Annotated in this window: 14 protein-coding genes; 11 read left to right on the top strand and 3 right to left on the bottom strand. The window is 60.0% G+C overall.

Features of this window, described 5'->3' with window-relative positions; genetic code table 11:
* Positions 1 to 2 precede the first annotated feature (2 nt).
* Positions 3 to 410 (bottom strand): TIR domain-containing protein, encoded by a 408-nt coding sequence (locus BMS17_RS28620; RefSeq protein ID WP_046028393.1) that lies wholly within the window; start codon positions 408 to 410, stop codon positions 3 to 5.
* 212 nt (positions 411 to 622) lie between these two features.
* The gene (gene rsgA / locus BMS17_RS28625; RefSeq protein ID WP_046028394.1) at positions 623 to 1654 is read right to left on the bottom strand and encodes a small ribosomal subunit biogenesis GTPase RsgA; all 1032 of its coding nucleotides are present in this window, start codon (positions 1652 to 1654) and stop codon (positions 623 to 625) included.
* 107 nt (positions 1655 to 1761) lie between these two features.
* Between rsgA and orn the strand changes: the two genes are divergently transcribed.
* A complete protein-coding gene (gene orn / locus BMS17_RS28630; protein ID WP_007939601.1) occupies positions 1762 to 2304 on the top strand; it encodes an oligoribonuclease in 543 nt (180 codons plus the stop codon).
* 181 nt (positions 2305 to 2485) lie between these two features.
* Complete coding sequence (locus tag BMS17_RS28635; RefSeq protein ID WP_027921991.1) at positions 2486 to 3097, top strand: trimeric intracellular cation channel family protein; 612 nt, start codon at positions 2486 to 2488, stop codon at positions 3095 to 3097.
* A gap of 107 nt (positions 3098 to 3204) precedes the next feature.
* Here BMS17_RS28635 and queG read toward each other — a convergent pair whose 3' ends face one another.
* Positions 3205 to 4269, bottom strand: a complete 1065-nt coding sequence (gene queG, locus BMS17_RS28640; protein WP_046028396.1) for a tRNA epoxyqueuosine(34) reductase QueG — start codon at positions 4267 to 4269, stop codon at positions 3205 to 3207.
* A 63-nt stretch (positions 4270 to 4332) separates the two neighbouring features.
* Here queG and BMS17_RS28645 point away from each other — a divergent pair, with 63 nt between their 5' ends.
* The 9 genes from BMS17_RS28645 (at position 4333) to hflC (ending at position 14414) form a co-directional block, all read left to right on the top strand.
* Positions 4333 to 5832, top strand: coding sequence for a bifunctional ADP-dependent NAD(P)H-hydrate dehydratase/NAD(P)H-hydrate epimerase (locus tag BMS17_RS28645; protein ID WP_077432367.1), 1500 nt, complete (start codon positions 4333 to 4335; stop codon positions 5830 to 5832).
* A complete protein-coding gene (tsaE, locus tag BMS17_RS28650) occupies positions 5820 to 6290 on the top strand; it encodes a tRNA (adenosine(37)-N6)-threonylcarbamoyltransferase complex ATPase subunit type 1 TsaE (RefSeq protein WP_077432369.1) in 471 nt (156 codons plus the stop codon). The genes BMS17_RS28645 and tsaE overlap by 13 nt, the downstream gene beginning before the upstream one ends.
* The gene (locus BMS17_RS28655; RefSeq protein ID WP_046028399.1) at positions 6291 to 7733 is read left to right on the top strand and encodes an N-acetylmuramoyl-L-alanine amidase; all 1443 of its coding nucleotides are present in this window, start codon (positions 6291 to 6293) and stop codon (positions 7731 to 7733) included. It abuts the gene before it with no gap.
* The gene (mutL, locus tag BMS17_RS28660; protein WP_077432370.1) at positions 7730 to 9640 is read left to right on the top strand and encodes a DNA mismatch repair endonuclease MutL; all 1911 of its coding nucleotides are present in this window, start codon (positions 7730 to 7732) and stop codon (positions 9638 to 9640) included. Before BMS17_RS28655 ends, mutL begins: the two co-directional genes overlap by 4 nt.
* On the top strand, positions 9640 to 10611 hold the full coding sequence (gene miaA, locus BMS17_RS28665; protein ID WP_046028402.1) for a tRNA (adenosine(37)-N6)-dimethylallyltransferase MiaA: 972 nt from the start codon (positions 9640 to 9642) through the stop codon (positions 10609 to 10611). Before mutL ends, miaA begins: the two co-directional genes overlap by 1 nt.
* A 93-nt stretch (positions 10612 to 10704) precedes the next feature.
* A complete protein-coding gene (gene hfq / locus BMS17_RS28670; protein ID WP_007902656.1) occupies positions 10705 to 10965 on the top strand; it encodes an RNA chaperone Hfq in 261 nt (86 codons plus the stop codon).
* 12 nt (positions 10966 to 10977) lie between these two features.
* A complete protein-coding gene (hflX, locus tag BMS17_RS28675) occupies positions 10978 to 12279 on the top strand; it encodes a ribosome rescue GTPase HflX (RefSeq protein WP_077432371.1) in 1302 nt (433 codons plus the stop codon).
* A gap of 96 nt (positions 12280 to 12375) precedes the next feature.
* Positions 12376 to 13545, top strand: coding sequence for an FtsH protease activity modulator HflK (gene hflK, locus BMS17_RS28680; protein ID WP_046028406.1), 1170 nt, complete (start codon positions 12376 to 12378; stop codon positions 13543 to 13545).
* Positions 13545 to 14414 (top strand): protease modulator HflC, encoded by an 870-nt coding sequence (gene hflC, locus BMS17_RS28685; RefSeq protein WP_046028408.1) that lies wholly within the window; start codon positions 13545 to 13547, stop codon positions 14412 to 14414. Before hflK ends, hflC begins: the two co-directional genes overlap by 1 nt.
* Positions 14415 to 14524: the final 110 nt, after the last annotated feature.

Here is a 14524-nt window from a genome sequence, read left to right on the forward strand (position 1 = left end):
GATCACCCCGCCGTATGCAGGCGAATCGCACTGACGATGCTGTTGGTGTTCCACGCGCATTCGGCATGTGCCGCGTCCCGCACCACCGTGGAGATCCGCTCGGCACCAAATGGTTTGATCGCGATAATCACCTTGCCCATGCGCTTGGCGATCTCGATTTCCTTGTTGATCCACTTGCTATAGGTGGAATACATGCCGGCCATGATCAGCACCGCCGAGCAGGGACGGATCTTGTTCTCGATGGCTTCTTCAAGTTGTTTGTCGGTTTGTGCGCCGACAATCGGGTTGTGCGGCGGAACTGAGAAATTTTTGAATTGGAACGATGGTTGCGCAGTGAGCAGTCGCACCAGATTGTCGTGCGCGTCAGAGTAGTTCCACGAATGGCTGATGAACAAATGGTAGGTTTGCATGGTTGTCCCTCGGTATCGCGACAGTGCGAAGAGGAACCGAATTTAGGCGTCTGAATTGCCCCCGCAAGACCTGCGCGGATAAAGAGAAACATCCTGCAAGCAGGTAGGCGCCAGGCTGACCGAAAGGTCTGACGTTTAAAACGCGGGGAGTTTTGCAGGGCGGGGATTTGTAATCGGCAGCCTCTCAGGCGTGAGGCTGCCGATACGTCTGTTTAGTAACTGGTTTCAGGCAAACTGGCGATGATCGAGCGGTAGCTGTTCATCCGTTGTTGCTGCACGCGGCCTTCTTCGAGGGCCTTGAGCAGGGCGCAACCCGGTTCGCGGTCGTGCTTGCAGTCGCGGAAGCGGCAGGTGCCGATCAGGTCGTTGAACTCGATGAAACCGGCTTCGACATCGGCACGGCTGACGTGGCCCAGGCCGAATTCACGAATACCCGGGGAGTCGATCAACTCACCGCCACCGGGGAAGTGGAACAACCGCGCGGTGGTCGTGGTGTGGGTGCCTTGGCCGGACAACTCGGACAACGGGCCGACACGGGCTTCGACTTCCGGCAGCAGGCTGTTGACCAGCGACGACTTGCCGACACCGGACTGGCCGACGAACACGCTGATGCGTCCGTCCAGTTGTTCCTGCAGTTGCTCCATGCCATTGCCGTGGTGCGCCGATACTTCCAGCACCGGGTAACCGAGCGTGCGGTAGACCGCCAGCAAGGCATTCAGCGCCGGGGCGTTCTGCTCGTCGATCAGGTCGAATTTGTTCAGCAGCAGCAACGGCCGGATACCGGCGTGCTCGGCGGCGACCAGGTAACGGTCGATCAGGTTGGCGTGAGGCTCGGGCAACGGGGCGAAGACGATGACGATCATGTCTACGTTTGCGGCAACAGGCTTGAGCTGGCCACGGCTGTCCGGGCGGCAGAGTTCGGTTTTACGCGGCAGTTGCGCCACGATCACGCCGATCCCTTGGTTGCCGGCGCGCCAGACCACTTGATCGCCGGTTACCAGAGCCGGGAGGTTGGCACGCAAGTGACAGCGGAACACCTGGCCAGCCAGTTCGCCATCCAGCGCCTCGACTTCGACCTGCACACCGAAGTGCGCGATCACAAGGCCCGTCTGTTCCGGACCCAGGTCGCCACCCTCAAGTGCCTCGACAGCCGAGGACTCGCGTTTGGCGGCGCGGGCAGCGCGCTCGCCCTGAATCTTTTCGATGCGCCAGTTTTGACGACGATTGAGTTGGCGTTTGGCCATGGGTGTTCCGTATCAAGAATGCAGCGATTAGGTAAAACGGCCGCGAGTTTAGCACGCCCCGCCGGTTGCCTAGGCTAAACTGCGCAGCATTGCCTAGGAGCCGACACATGCAAAACCCGCAGAATCTGATCTGGATCGACCTGGAAATGACCGGTCTGAACCCTGATACCGACGTCATCATCGAAATGGCCACCATCGTCACCGACAGTGACTTGAACACCTTGGCCGAAGGCCCGGTGATCGCCATCCACCACAGCGACGAGATCCTCGCCGGCATGGACGAGTGGAACACCCGTCAACACGGCGGCTCGGGCTTGACCCAGCGCGTTCGCGACAGCCGCATCAGCATGGCCGAAGCCGAAGCCGAGACCATCGCCTTCCTGGAAAAATGGGTGCCGAAGGGTAAGTCTCCGATCTGTGGCAACAGCATCTGCCAGGACCGTCGCTTCCTTTATACGCACATGAAATCCCTGGAAAGCTACTTCCACTACCGCAACCTCGACGTGTCGACCCTCAAAGAGTTGGCCGCACGCTGGGCGCCGGACGTGCGCGACAGCTTCAAAAAAGGTAGCACTCATTTGGCGCTGGACGACATCCGCGAGTCGATTGCCGAGTTGCAGCACTACCGCAAGAACTTCATCAAGTTCTGATTGAGTCTCGGGTGACGCCATCGCGGGCAAGCCTTGCTCCTACAAGTGCGTTGTCCGCGCTGATTTTGTAGGCGCAAGGCTTGCCCGCGATACAGGCAACGTGGTCCTGCGCGATGATCGCCCTCTTTTGGTGCCTCGGTGAAGTGAGTAGACTGCGCGCCTTTCTGCAAGGACCGCCGCCATGTTGCTGATGCTTTACCTGATCGCCATCACCGCCGAAGCCATGACGGGCGCGCTGTCTGCCGGCCGTCGCGGTATGGACTGGTTTGGTGTGGTGTTGATCGCTTGCATCACGGCGCTGGGCGGTGGTTCGGTGCGTGACGTATTGCTCGGGCACTACCCGCTGACTTGGGTCAAGCACCCGGAATACCTGGTGCTGACCTCGGTCGCGGCCATGGTCACGGTGTTCACCGCGCGCTGGATGCGCCACCTGCGTTCCCTGTTCCTGGTGCTCGACGCCGTGGGCCTGGTGGCGTTCACCCTGATCGGCTGCATGACCGCGCTGGAAATGGGCCACGGCATGCTGGTGGCTTCGGTCAGCGGCGTGATTACCGGGGTGTTCGGCGGCATCCTGCGCGACATCTTCTGCAACGACATCCCGCTGATCTTTCGCCGCGAGCTCTACGCCAGCGTCTCGTTCGCGGCGGCGTGGTGCTACATGCTCTGCATCTACCTGCAATTACCCGGTGAACAGGCGATTTTGATCACGCTGTTTGGTGGCTTCCTGCTGCGATTGCTGGCGATTCGTTTTCATTGGGAAATGCCGAAGTTCGTCTACAACGACGAGGCTTAAGGCCTACACGGTCCCTGTAGCAGCTGCCGAAGGCTGCGTCCGAGGCCGCAGGACTCGCTTTCCGGGAAGGCGACTGCTACGCAGCCGGACGCAACCTTCGGCAGCTGCTACAGGAGTCCGTGTTGCTTGAGCGCCCACTCGACGTGTTCGCGCACCAACTCCGACGGGTAATCCCGGCGTGCTTTCAAAGCTTCCAGCACCGGAATGCTCGACGGCGCATTGCCCAGCCCTACCGCCAGATTACGCAGCCAGCGCTCGTAACCGGCCCGGCGTAAAGGCGAGCCTTCGGTGCTGCTGAGGAATTTGTCTTCGTCCCACATGAACAGTTCGGCCAGTTCGGCGTTGTCCAGGTTGTGCCGTGGCTTGAAGTCGCTTTCGCCGGAGGGGCGGGCGAAGCGGTTCCACGGGCAGACGATCTGGCAGTCATCGCAACCGAACACGCGGTTGCCGATCAAGGGGCGTAAATCTTCCGGGATCGCGCTTTTCAGTTCGATGGTCAGGTAGGAAATGCAGCGCCGGGCGTCCAGCACGTAGGGGCCGACGAACGCGTTGGTCGGACAGATGTCGAGACACGCGGTGCAGCGGCCGCAATGTTCGGTGGCATGGGGTGGATCGACCGGCAGCGGCAGATCGACAAAGAGTTCGCTGAGGAAGAAGTAACTGCCGGCTTTTCGATTCAAGACCAGGGTGTTTTTGCCGATCCAGCCAAGACCGGCCTGTTCGGCGATGGCTTTTTCCAGCACCGGGGCGCTGTCGACGAAGGCGCGGAAACCAAACGGGCCGATCTGGGCCTGAATTTTATCGGCCAGTTGTTGCACGCGTTTACGGATCAACTTGTGGTAATCGCGGCCCAAGGCATAACGCGACACATAGGCTTTTTCCGGTTTTCCCAGCAATTGCGCCATCTGGGTGTCACCCGGCAGGTAGTCCATGCGCAGGGAAACCACGCGCAAGGTGCCAGGGACGAGCTCTTCCGGGTGCGAGCGTTTGCTGCCATGGGCGCCCATGTAGTCCATTTCGCCGTGGTAGCCGGCGGCGAGCCAGCGCTCCAGGTGCTGCTCATGCTCGGCCAGGTCGAGGCCGCTGATGCCGACTTGCTGGAAGCCCAGCTCGCGGCCCCAGTCCTTGATGGATTGGGCGAGGGCGGGCAGGTCTGTAGTAATTGCGGGCATGAGGCGAGAGAAACCGGAGCTGAGGTGCGTATAATTCTGCCAGACATCGGAGCCTGAAGACGCATGCCGCACACTAAAGATGATTTACCCGACGCGCTGTACAGCGCCGCGCAGGTCCGAGGGCTCGATGCGAGCCTGATCGCGGCCGGCACACCGGGCTTCGAATTGATGCAGCGCGCCGCACGGGCGACCTGGCGTGCGCTGGTCCGTCAATGGCCGTCGGCCAATGAACTCACTGTGCTGGCCGGTCACGGCAATAACGCTGGCGATGGTTATCTGGTCGCGGTGCTGGCCAAGCGTGCGGGTTGGTCGGTTCGCATCCTGGCGGTGGGTGATCCCCAGCGATTGCAGGGTGATGCGGCGTTGGCGCATGCCGAGGCAGTGTCCGAGAGCGTCTCTATCGACGCCTGGTCGGCACAAGCCCAACTGAGCGGCATCGTGCTGGACGCATTGCTGGGCACCGGTCTGACGGGTGAGGTGCGAGCGCCTTACGCCGACGCCATCGCGGCGATCAATGCCTGTGCGTTGCCGGTGGCATCGGTGGATATCCCTTCCGGTCTGTGCGCCGATACCGGTCGCGTCCTCGGTATTGCAGTACAAGCCGAGCTCACCGTCACCTTCATTGGATTGAAGCTGGGGCTGTTCACCGGCGATGCCGCGGATGTGGTCGGCGACCTGGTTTTCAATGATTTGCACGCCGATCCACAGCTCATTGAAGTTGCGGCGATCAGCGCTCGTCGTCTGACGGCCGGTAACCTGCCGCGTCCTGCGCCCCGATCCCCGACTTCTCATAAGGGCAAATTCGGCCATGTGTTGCTGATCGGTGGTGATCGCGGTTTGGGTGGCGCGATCCTGCTGAGCGCACAGTCCGCGCTGCGCAGCGGTGCCGGCATGGTCTCGGTGGCAATCCGCAGTGAACATGTGCCAGCCGCGCTGGCGAGAATTCCGGAAGCCATGGTGTTGGGCACTTCGTCGGCCAATCAGTTGATGGAACTGCTGCAAAAAGTGTCCGTGCTGGTGGTCGGTCCGGGCTTGGGGCAGGCTGCCTGGGGGCGCAGTTTGCTGTCGGCGGCCGCCAATGCAGCGTTGCCGCAAGTCTGGGACGCCGATGCGCTGAACCTCCTGGCCGAAGAACACGTGAGACTGCCCAAGGATTGCGTGATCACCCCGCATCCAGGCGAAGCGGCGCGATTGCTTGGGGTCAGCACTGCCCAGGTGCAGGCTGATCGCCCGGCGGCGGCGCATGCGTTGAGCAAAAAATATACAGCTGTCGTGGTGTTGAAAGGCGCTGGCAGCCTGATCGCCAATCCCGATGGACGCCTTGCCGTGTGTCATCAAGGCCATCCGGCCATGGCCACTGCGGGCTTGGGCGATGTATTGGCCGGTCTGGTGGGGGCGTTGCTGGCCCAAGGCATGCAGGCGTTCGACGCCGCCTGCCTGGCGGTTTGGCTGCATGCCAATGCGGGTGAGCAACAAGGTAAATTCGGCCGTGGGCTGGCGGCCAGTGATCTGATCCCGGCCATTCGTCAGTTGTTGGAGGAGCAAGCACCGTGTCTGAAGTAACCCTGTACCTGGCTGATGAAGAGGCGATGACTGCATTTGGCGCACGTATCGCAAAAACCACCGAAGGGCACGGTCTGATTTTTCTGGAAGGGGACCTGGGGGCGGGGAAAACCACGCTGTCGCGGGGCATCATTCGCGGTTTGGGGCATGAAGGCGCGGTGAAAAGTCCGACCTTTACCCTGGTTGAACCCTATGAGATCGGCGACATTCGTGCCTTCCATTTCGACTTGTACCGTTTGGTCGATCCGGAAGAGCTGGAGTACCTCGGTATTCGCGACTATTTCGAGGACGACGCCCTGTGCCTGATCGAATGGCCCGATAAAGGTGCAGGCTTTTTGCCAAAGCCCGACCTGACCATTACCATTAGCCCGCAAGACAGCGGGCGTTCGCTGAAAATTTTATCCCAAGGCTCGCGTGGCGAGATTTGGTGTGCCGCTTTGGCATTGGAATCCAATTAAATGATGGGGTCAGGTATGCGCTTTCGCGCGATGGTAGCTGCCGTAGGATTGTTGTTTTTGGCGGTGACCGTCGACGCTTTGGCCGATGCGAAGGTCAACAGTGTTCGCCTGTGGCGGGCGCCAGACAACACACGGCTGGTGTTCGACCTGACAGGGCCCGTGCAACACAGCGTGTTCACGCTGACTGCCCCGGATCGACTGGTAATCGACATCAATGGTGCGACACTCGGCGCGCCGCTGAACGTCAACACCTCCAATACTCCGATCACTGCCATGCGCTCGGCTCAACGCACGCCGACCGACTTGCGGGTGGTCATCGACCTGAAAAAGGCCGTGACCCCGAAAAGCTTCTCCCTGGCACCGAACGCTCAGTACGGCAACCGACTGGTGGTGGATCTGTTTGATAGCGCCGCCGATGCCGCGCCGTCTCCCACGCCGACACCGACTCCAACCCCTTCGGTCGCCACGATGCCGGCAGTGCCAGTCACGCCGGTTGAGCCTGCGATCAAGCTTCCACCGGCACCGGCTGGCAAGCGCGACATCCTTGTGGTGATTGACGCCGGCCACGGTGGTGAAGACCCGGGCGCTTCAGGCTCTCGCGGCCAGAAGGAAAAAGACGTGGTATTGGCCATCGCCCGTGAATTGCAGCGTCAGGTCAATGGCATGAAAGGCTTCCGCGCCGAACTGACCCGTACCGGCGACTACTTCATCCCGTTGCGCGGACGTACTGAAATTGCTCGCAAGAAAGGCGCCGACCTATTCGTTTCGATCCACGCCGATGCCGCGCCGTCGGCCGCCGCCTTTGGTGCGTCGGTGTTTGCCCTGTCTGATCGTGGCGCTACTTCGGAAACGGCACGCTGGCTGGCGGACAGTGAAAACCGCTCCGACTTGATCGGCGGTGCCGGCAACGTCAGCCTCGATGACAAGGACCGCATGCTCGCGGGTGTGCTGCTCGACCTGTCGATGACCGCGTCGCTGACGTCCAGCCTGAACGTCGGCCAGAAAGTCCTGAGCAACATCGGGCGGGTCACGCCACTGCACAAGCAGCGTGTGGAACAAGCCGGGTTTATGGTGCTGAAGTCGCCAGACATCCCGTCGATCCTGGTGGAAACCGGGTTCATCTCCAACTCCAACGAAGCTTCCAAACTGGCCTCCTCGAATCATCAGCAGGCGCTGGCGCGTTCGATCAGCAGCGGCGTGCGCCAGTTCTTCCAGCAGAATCCGCCACCGGGCACCTACATTGCCTGGCTGCGTGACTCCGGCAAAATCGCCCAGGGCCCCCGTGATCACCGGGTGAGTCCGGGTGAGACCCTGGCGATGATCGCCGTACGCTATCAGGTTTCGCCAGCCACGCTGCGCAGCGCCAACAACCTGTCCAGTGATGAGCTCAAGATCGGTCAGCACTTGACCATTCCAGGCACTGAGTTGGCGGCCAAAGAATGAATCAGGTCGTGATCAACAGCGCTCGCATCGAGCTGCTCAGCCCGCGACTGGCGAACCAGATTGCCGCCGGTGAAGTGGTTGAGCGCCCGGCTTCGGTAATCAAGGAATTGCTGGAAAACAGCCTCGACTCCGGCGCCAAGCGCATCGATGTCGATGTCGAGCAGGGCGGCGTCAAGCTGCTGCGGGTGCGCGATGACGGTAGCGGCATTTCTGCCGATGACCTGCCGCTGGCCCTGGCCCGACACGCCACCAGCAAGATCCGTAACCTGGAAGACCTTGAACAGGTCATGAGCCTGGGCTTTCGCGGTGAAGCACTGGCCTCGATCAGCTCCGTGGCGCGCCTGACCCTGACGTCCCGCACCCGCGACGCCGATCAGGCCTGGCAGGTCGAAACCGAAGGCCGGGACATGGCGCCTCGCGTGCAGCCGGCAGCCCATCCGGTGGGCACGTCCGTGGAAGTGCGCGATCTGTTCTTCAACACCCCGGCTCGGCGCAAATTCCTCAAGACCGAAAAAACCGAATTCGATCATCTGCAAGAAGTGATCAAGCGTCTGGCGCTGGCGCGTTTCGATGTTGCCTTTCACCTGCGCCATAACGGCAAGACCATTCTCAGCCTGCACGAAGCCCACGACGATGCGGCCCGTGCCCGGCGTGTGGCAGCCATTTGTGGCTCGGGTTTCCTGGAGCAGGCATTACCGATCGAAATCGAGCGCAACGGCCTGCATTTGTGGGGCTGGGTCGGCCTACCGACGTTCAACCGCAGCCAGGCCGACTTGCAGTATTTCTTTGTGAATGGCCGCGCGGTGCGCGACAAACTGGTGGCCCACGCGGTGCGCCAGGCCTATCGCGACGTGCTGTTCAATGGCCGGCATCCGACGTTTGTGCTGTTTTTTGAAGTGGATCCGGCGGGCGTCGACGTCAACGTGCACCCGACCAAACACGAAGTTCGCTTCCGTGACGGGCGCATGGTTCACGACTTCCTCTATGGCACTTTGCACCGCGCCTTGGGCGATGTGCGGCCGGAAGACCATCTGGCCGCACCGGTTGAAACGGCCATCGTTCGACCTACCGGCCTCGACGCCGGCGAGTTCGGCCCGCAGGGTGAAATGCGTCTGGCCGCCAATGCGCTGCTGGAGCAGCCGCAGGCGCAGCCATCGTTCAATCCCCCGGCGGGCTCGGGCGCCGGCGCCGGTTATCAGTACCAATACACGCCACGGCCTCAGTCCGGCGTGCCGGTCGCGGAAGCCCAGGCTGCCTATCGTGAATTTTTCGCGCCATTGCCCGAGGCCAATGCGGTCGCACTGCCGGCCGGGCAAGACGATATTCCTCCGCTGGGTTATGCACTGGCGCAGCTCAAAGGGATCTACATTCTTTCGGAAAACGCTCAAGGGCTGGTGCTGGTGGACATGCACGCGGCCCATGAGCGGATCATGTACGAGCGCCTGAAAATAGCCATGGCCAGCGAAGGCCTGAGCGGCCAGCCGCTGCTGGTGCCGGAATCGCTGGCCGTCAGCCAGCGTGAGGCCGATTGTGCCGAAGAGCACGCTGCGTTGTTCCAGCGCCTGGGCTTTGAATTGCAGCGCCTGGGGCCTGAATCCCTGGCCATCCGGCAAATTCCGGCCTTGCTCAAGCAGGCTGAAGCCAATCGACTGGTCAGCGATGTCTTGGCGGACCTGATGGAATACGGCACTAGCGACCGGGTCCAGGCGCATCTGAACGAACTGCTTGGGACGATGGCCTGCCACGGCGCGGTGCGTGCGAATCGGCGCCTGGCGATCCCGGAAATGAACGGCCTGCTGCGCGACATGGAAAACACCGAGCGCAGCGGTCAATGCAACCATGGCCGACCGACTTGGACCCAATTGGGCCTGGACGATCTGGACAAACTGTTCTTGCGCGGTCGTTGATGAGCCAGCTCCCTCCTGCGATTTTCCTGATGGGCCCGACCGCTGCGGGCAAGACCGACTTGGCCATCGAGCTGACCAAGGTCCTGCCGTGCGAGCTGATCAGTGTCGATTCGGCGCTGGTCTATCGGGGCATGGACATCGGCACCGCCAAACCTTCAAAAGAAATCCTGGCCGAATTTCCGCACCGTTTGATCGACATTCTCGACCCGGCCGAGAGCTATTCGGCCGCCGATTTCCGTCGTGATGCCCTGGAAGCGATGGCCGATATCACCGCACGGGGAAAAATTCCGCTGCTGGTGGGCGGCACAATGCTCTATTACAAGGCTTTGGTCGAAGGTCTGGCGGACATGCCCGCGGCCGATCCCGACGTCCGCGCGCAGATCGAGGAAGAGGCTGCACGCCTTGGCTGGCAAGCGCTGCACGAGCAATTGGCGGCGATTGACCCCGAGTCCGCTGCGCGTATTCATCCAAACGATCCGCAGCGACTCAGTCGCGCACTGGAAGTTTATCGCGTCAGTGGTCAGAGCATGACTGAGCTCAGGTTGCGACAATCTGTGCAAAGTACTGAAGCAGCCGCCTCGGGACTGCAACAATTGCCCTATACTGTCGCGAACTTGGCCATTGCACCGGCAAATCGTCAGGTATTGCACGAGCGAATTAAACAAAGATTCACTTTAATGTTGGAACAGGGATTCATTGACGAGGTCGTAGCCCTGCGTAAGAGAAGTGACCTGCATTCAGGGTTGCCGTCTATACGTGCGGTAGGCTACCGACAAGTCTGGGATTACCTGGATGGCAAGCTGACACAAGCCGAGATGCAGGAGCGTGGAATCATTGCCACGCGCCAATTGGCAAAGCGTCAGTTCACCTGGCTGCGCAGTTGGGCTGATTTACACTGGTTGGACAGCCTCGATTGCGACAATCTGCCGCGCGCCTTGAAATACTTGGGGACCATCTCCATATTGAGCTGAGTCCTTGCAATTGCCGTCTATCCTTGGGGGTGTGACGGCTAAAGCCATCTGTTTACCTATTTTTTATATTGAATCCTTAAAGGAGTGCGGCACATGTCAAAAGGGCATTCGCTACAAGACCCTTACTTGAATACTTTACGTAAAGAGAAAGTTGGGGTGTCCATCTACCTGGTCAACGGGATCAAACTGCAAGGCACGATCGAGTCTTTCGACCAGTTCGTTATCCTGCTGAAAAACACCGTTAGCCAAATGGTTTACAAACACGCTATCTCGACAGTGGTGCCGGTTCGTCCAATTCGTCTGCCAAGCGCAACCGAATCCGAAGCGGGTGACGCTGAGCCAGGTAACGCCTGATAGGAGTCTCCTTTGTTCTTTGAGCGCCACGGTGGTGGTGAGCGAGTAATCCTCGTTCACTTGGATGGACAGGACCCTGAGGCGCGCGAAGATCCGCAGGAGTTTCAGGAATTGGCTAATTCGGCGGGCGCCGAGACCGTTGCGTTTTTTAACGTGCCGCGTCATCGGCCAACCGCCAAATTCCTGATTGGCAGCGGCAAGGTCGAGGAGCTACGCGACCTGGTCAAGGCCGAAGAGGCCGATCTGGTGATTTTCAATCACGTCCTCACGCCCAGTCAGGAACGTAACCTCGAACGTGTTTTCGAGTGTCGCGTGATCGACCGTACCGGTCTGATTCTCGATATTTTCGCCCAACGCGCCCGTACCCATGAAGGCAAGCTCCAGGTAGAACTGGCCCAGCTTGACCACATGAGCACCCGGCTGGTTCGTGGCTGGACCCACCTTGAACGCCAAGGTGGCGGTATCGGCATGCGTGGCCCGGGTGAAACGCAACTGGAAACCGACCGCCGTTTGCTGCGGGTTCGCCTGCGACAGATCAAGGGCCGGCTGGAGAAAGTGCGCAGCCAGCGTGAACAGTCGCGACGTGGCCGCATGCGTGCGGATATCCCTACCGTGTCGCTGGTGGGGTATACCAACGCCGGTAAATCCACGCTCTTCAATAACGTGACGAAATCCGACGTCTACGCGGCTGACCAATTGTTTGCCACGCTGGACCCGACCCTGCGCCGTCTGGATTTAGACGATCTGGGGCCGATTGTCCTGGCGGACACTGTAGGTTTCATTCGCCACTTGCCCCACAAGCTGGTCGAGGCATTTCGGTCTACCCTCGAAGAGTCGAGCAACTCCGACCTGTTGTTGCACGTGATCGATGCGGCCGAACCAGATCGCATGTTGCAGATCGAGCAGGTGATGGTGGTGCTGGGTGAGATTGGTGCCCAGGACTTGCCGATACTCGAGGTCTATAACAAACTCGATTTGCTTGAAGGCGTTGAGCCACAAATCCAGCGCGACGAAAACGGCAAACCCCAGCGGGTCTGGCTGTCGGCGCGTGATGGCACGGGTCTGGAATTGCTTGAACAAGCCATTGCCGAGTTACTCGGCAGTGAATTGTTTATCGGTACCTTGCGCTTGCCGAGCCGCTTTGCTCGACTGCGTGCACAGTTTTTCGAACTCGGTGCGGTACAGAAAGAAGAACACGATGACGAAGGCATCAGTTTGCTGGCCGTTCGTTTGCCACGAGCCGAGTTGAATCGACTGGTGAGCCGCGAAGGTTTGCAGCCCAATGACTTCATCGAGCAACACACTTTGCAATAAAAGCCTGAGAAAGCGGTTGTGTCGTGGTGACAGGCATTCTGTAGCATTGGTCGGCGCGCCGTGGGTGCGTCTTTGCTTTATCAGATGGAGAGCGCTATGGCTTGGAATGAGCCGGGTGGCAACTCGAATAATCAGGATCCTTGGGGTGGCAAGCGTCGTAATAACGGCGACCGCAAGGGACCACCGGATCTCGACGAGGCCTTCCGAAAGCTGCAGGAAAGCCTGAACGGGTTGTTCGGTGGTGGTAAAAAACGTGGTGATGACGGCGGTGGTCCGGGCAAGAGTGGCGGCTTTGGCGGCCTGCTCGGCATCGGTCTTGTCGTGCTGGCGGCCGTGTGGCTGTACAGCGCTGTTTACGTCGTCGACGAGCAGGAGCAAGCCGTGGTGCTGCGCTTCGGCAAGTACTACGAAACCGTCGGCCCGGGCCTGAATATCTATTTCCCGCCGATCGACAAGAAGTACCTGGAAAACGTTACGCGAGAGCGTTCGTACACCAAGCAGGGGCAGATGCTGACCGAAGACGAGAACATCGTCGAAGTGCCGCTGACCGTGCAATACAAGATCAGCAACCTGCAGGATTTCGTGCTGGATGTGGATCAACCGGAAGTCAGCCTGCAGCAAGCGACAGATAGTGCCTTGCGCCACGTGGTGGGTTCTACCGCCATGGACCAGGTACTGACTGAAGGTCGTGAGTTGATGGCCAGCGAGATCAAGGAGCGTCTGCAACGCTTCATGGATACCTATCGCACCGGTATCACCGTAACGCAGGTCAACGTTCAGAACGCAGCGGCACCGCGTGAAGTCCAGGAAGCCTTCGATGACGTGATCCGTGCCCGTGAAGACGAGCAGCGTTCGCGTAACCAGGCTGAAACCTATGCCAACGGCGTCGTGCCGGAAGCCCGTGGCCAGGCCCAGCGTATCCTCGAGGATGCCAATGGTTACCGTGACGAAACCGTCTCGCGTGCCAAGGGTGAGGCTGATCGCTTTACCAAACTGGTTGCCGAGTATCGCAAGGCCCCTGAAGTCACCCGCGAGCGTCTGTACCTGGACACCATGCAGGAAGTCTTCAGCAACACCAGCAAGGTTCTCGTGACCGGCAACAAGAATGGCCAAAGCAATCTGCTGTACTTGCCGCTGGACAAGATGATTCAAAACAGTTCGGGCGGTAATGCGCCGGTAACCGGTTCGGCCGCAGCCTCCAGCAACACGGATGTCACGCCGCATGTCACTGACCTGCCGCAAACGCGCACAAGGGAGACCCGCTGATGAGCAATAAATCGCTGATCGCCCTTATTGTTGGCGTCGTCGTGGCAATCGCTGCCTGGAACTGCTTCTACATCGTGGCTCAGACCGAGCGTGCGGTGTTGCTGCAGTTCGGTCGCGTGGTCCAGGCTGATGTTCAGCCGGGCCTGCATGTGAAAGTGCCTTACGTTAACCAGGTGCGCAAATTCGACGCACGCCTGATGACGCTGGATGCACCGACGCAACGCTTCCTGACGCTGGAAAAGAAAGCCGTCATGGTGGATGCCTTCGCCAAGTGGCGCGTGAAAGATGCCGAGCGCTTCTACACTGCAACGTCCGGCCTCAAGCAGATCGCCGACGAGCGTCTGTCCCGTCGTCTGGAATCGGGCCTGCGTGACCAGTTCGGTAAGCGCACGCTGCATGAAGTGGTTTCTGGTGAGCGTGACGCGCTGATGGCTGACATCACTGCTTCGCTGAACAAGATGGCGGAAAAAGAACTGGGTATCGAAGTCGTCGATGTTCGGGTCAAGGCCATCGATCTGCCGAAAGAAGTGAACCGCAGCGTGTTCGAGCGTATGAGCACCGAGCGTGAGCGTGAAGCTCGCGAGCATCGCGCCAAGGGTAACGAGCTGGCAGAAGGCATTCGTGCCGACGCCGATCGTCAGCGCCGCGTGCTGCTGGCTGAAGCCTATCGTGAATCTGAAGAGGTTCGCGGTGACGGTGATGCTCAGGCCGCTGCGATCTACTCCAAGGCCTACGGCCAGGATCAGGAGTTCTACGGTTTCTATCGTAGCCTGCGTGCCTACCGTGAAAGTTTCGCGAACAAATCCGACGTCATGGTCCTGGACCCAAGCAGCGACTTCTTCCGTTACCTGGAAAAAGCCAAGCCTTGATACCGCGTTGACCTGAATCGTCCCCCGCCTGGCGGCTAAAGCCTCTGGCGGGGTGATCCTTTGGGAAAACGTGTGTATGATGCGGCAGCCGGGAAATTCCCGGCTTTTTT

The organism is Pseudomonas sp. C9, from assembly GCF_002000165.1.
Classification (GTDB): Bacteria; Pseudomonadota; Gammaproteobacteria; order Pseudomonadales; family Pseudomonadaceae; genus Aquipseudomonas.

Bases quoted from the DNA above. Each gene is read 5' to 3' on its own strand.
- BMS17_RS28620 (WP_046028393.1), bottom strand. From the start codon at position 410: ATGCAAACCTACCATTTGTTCATCAGCCATTCGTGGAACTACTCTGAC.
- rsgA (WP_046028394.1), bottom strand. From the start codon at position 1,654: ATGGCCAAACGCCAACTCAATCGTCGTCAAAACTGGCGCATCGAAAAG.
- orn (WP_007939601.1), top strand. From the start codon at position 1,762: ATGCAAAACCCGCAGAATCTGATCTGGATCGACCTGGAAATGACCGGT.
- BMS17_RS28635 (WP_027921991.1), top strand. From the start codon at position 2,486: ATGTTGCTGATGCTTTACCTGATCGCCATCACCGCCGAAGCCATGACG.
- queG (WP_046028396.1), bottom strand. From the start codon at position 4,269: ATGCCCGCAATTACTACAGACCTGCCCGCCCTCGCCCAATCCATCAAG.
- BMS17_RS28645 (WP_077432367.1), top strand. From the start codon at position 4,333: ATGCCGCACACTAAAGATGATTTACCCGACGCGCTGTACAGCGCCGCG.
- BMS17_RS28655 (WP_046028399.1), top strand. From the start codon at position 6,291: ATGATGGGGTCAGGTATGCGCTTTCGCGCGATGGTAGCTGCCGTAGGA.
- mutL (WP_077432370.1), top strand. From the start codon at position 7,730: ATGAATCAGGTCGTGATCAACAGCGCTCGCATCGAGCTGCTCAGCCCG.
- miaA (WP_046028402.1), top strand. From the start codon at position 9,640: ATGAGCCAGCTCCCTCCTGCGATTTTCCTGATGGGCCCGACCGCTGCG.
- hfq (WP_007902656.1), top strand. From the start codon at position 10,705: ATGTCAAAAGGGCATTCGCTACAAGACCCTTACTTGAATACTTTACGT.
- hflK (WP_046028406.1), top strand. From the start codon at position 12,376: ATGGCTTGGAATGAGCCGGGTGGCAACTCGAATAATCAGGATCCTTGG.
- hflC (WP_046028408.1), top strand. From the start codon at position 13,545: ATGAGCAATAAATCGCTGATCGCCCTTATTGTTGGCGTCGTCGTGGCA.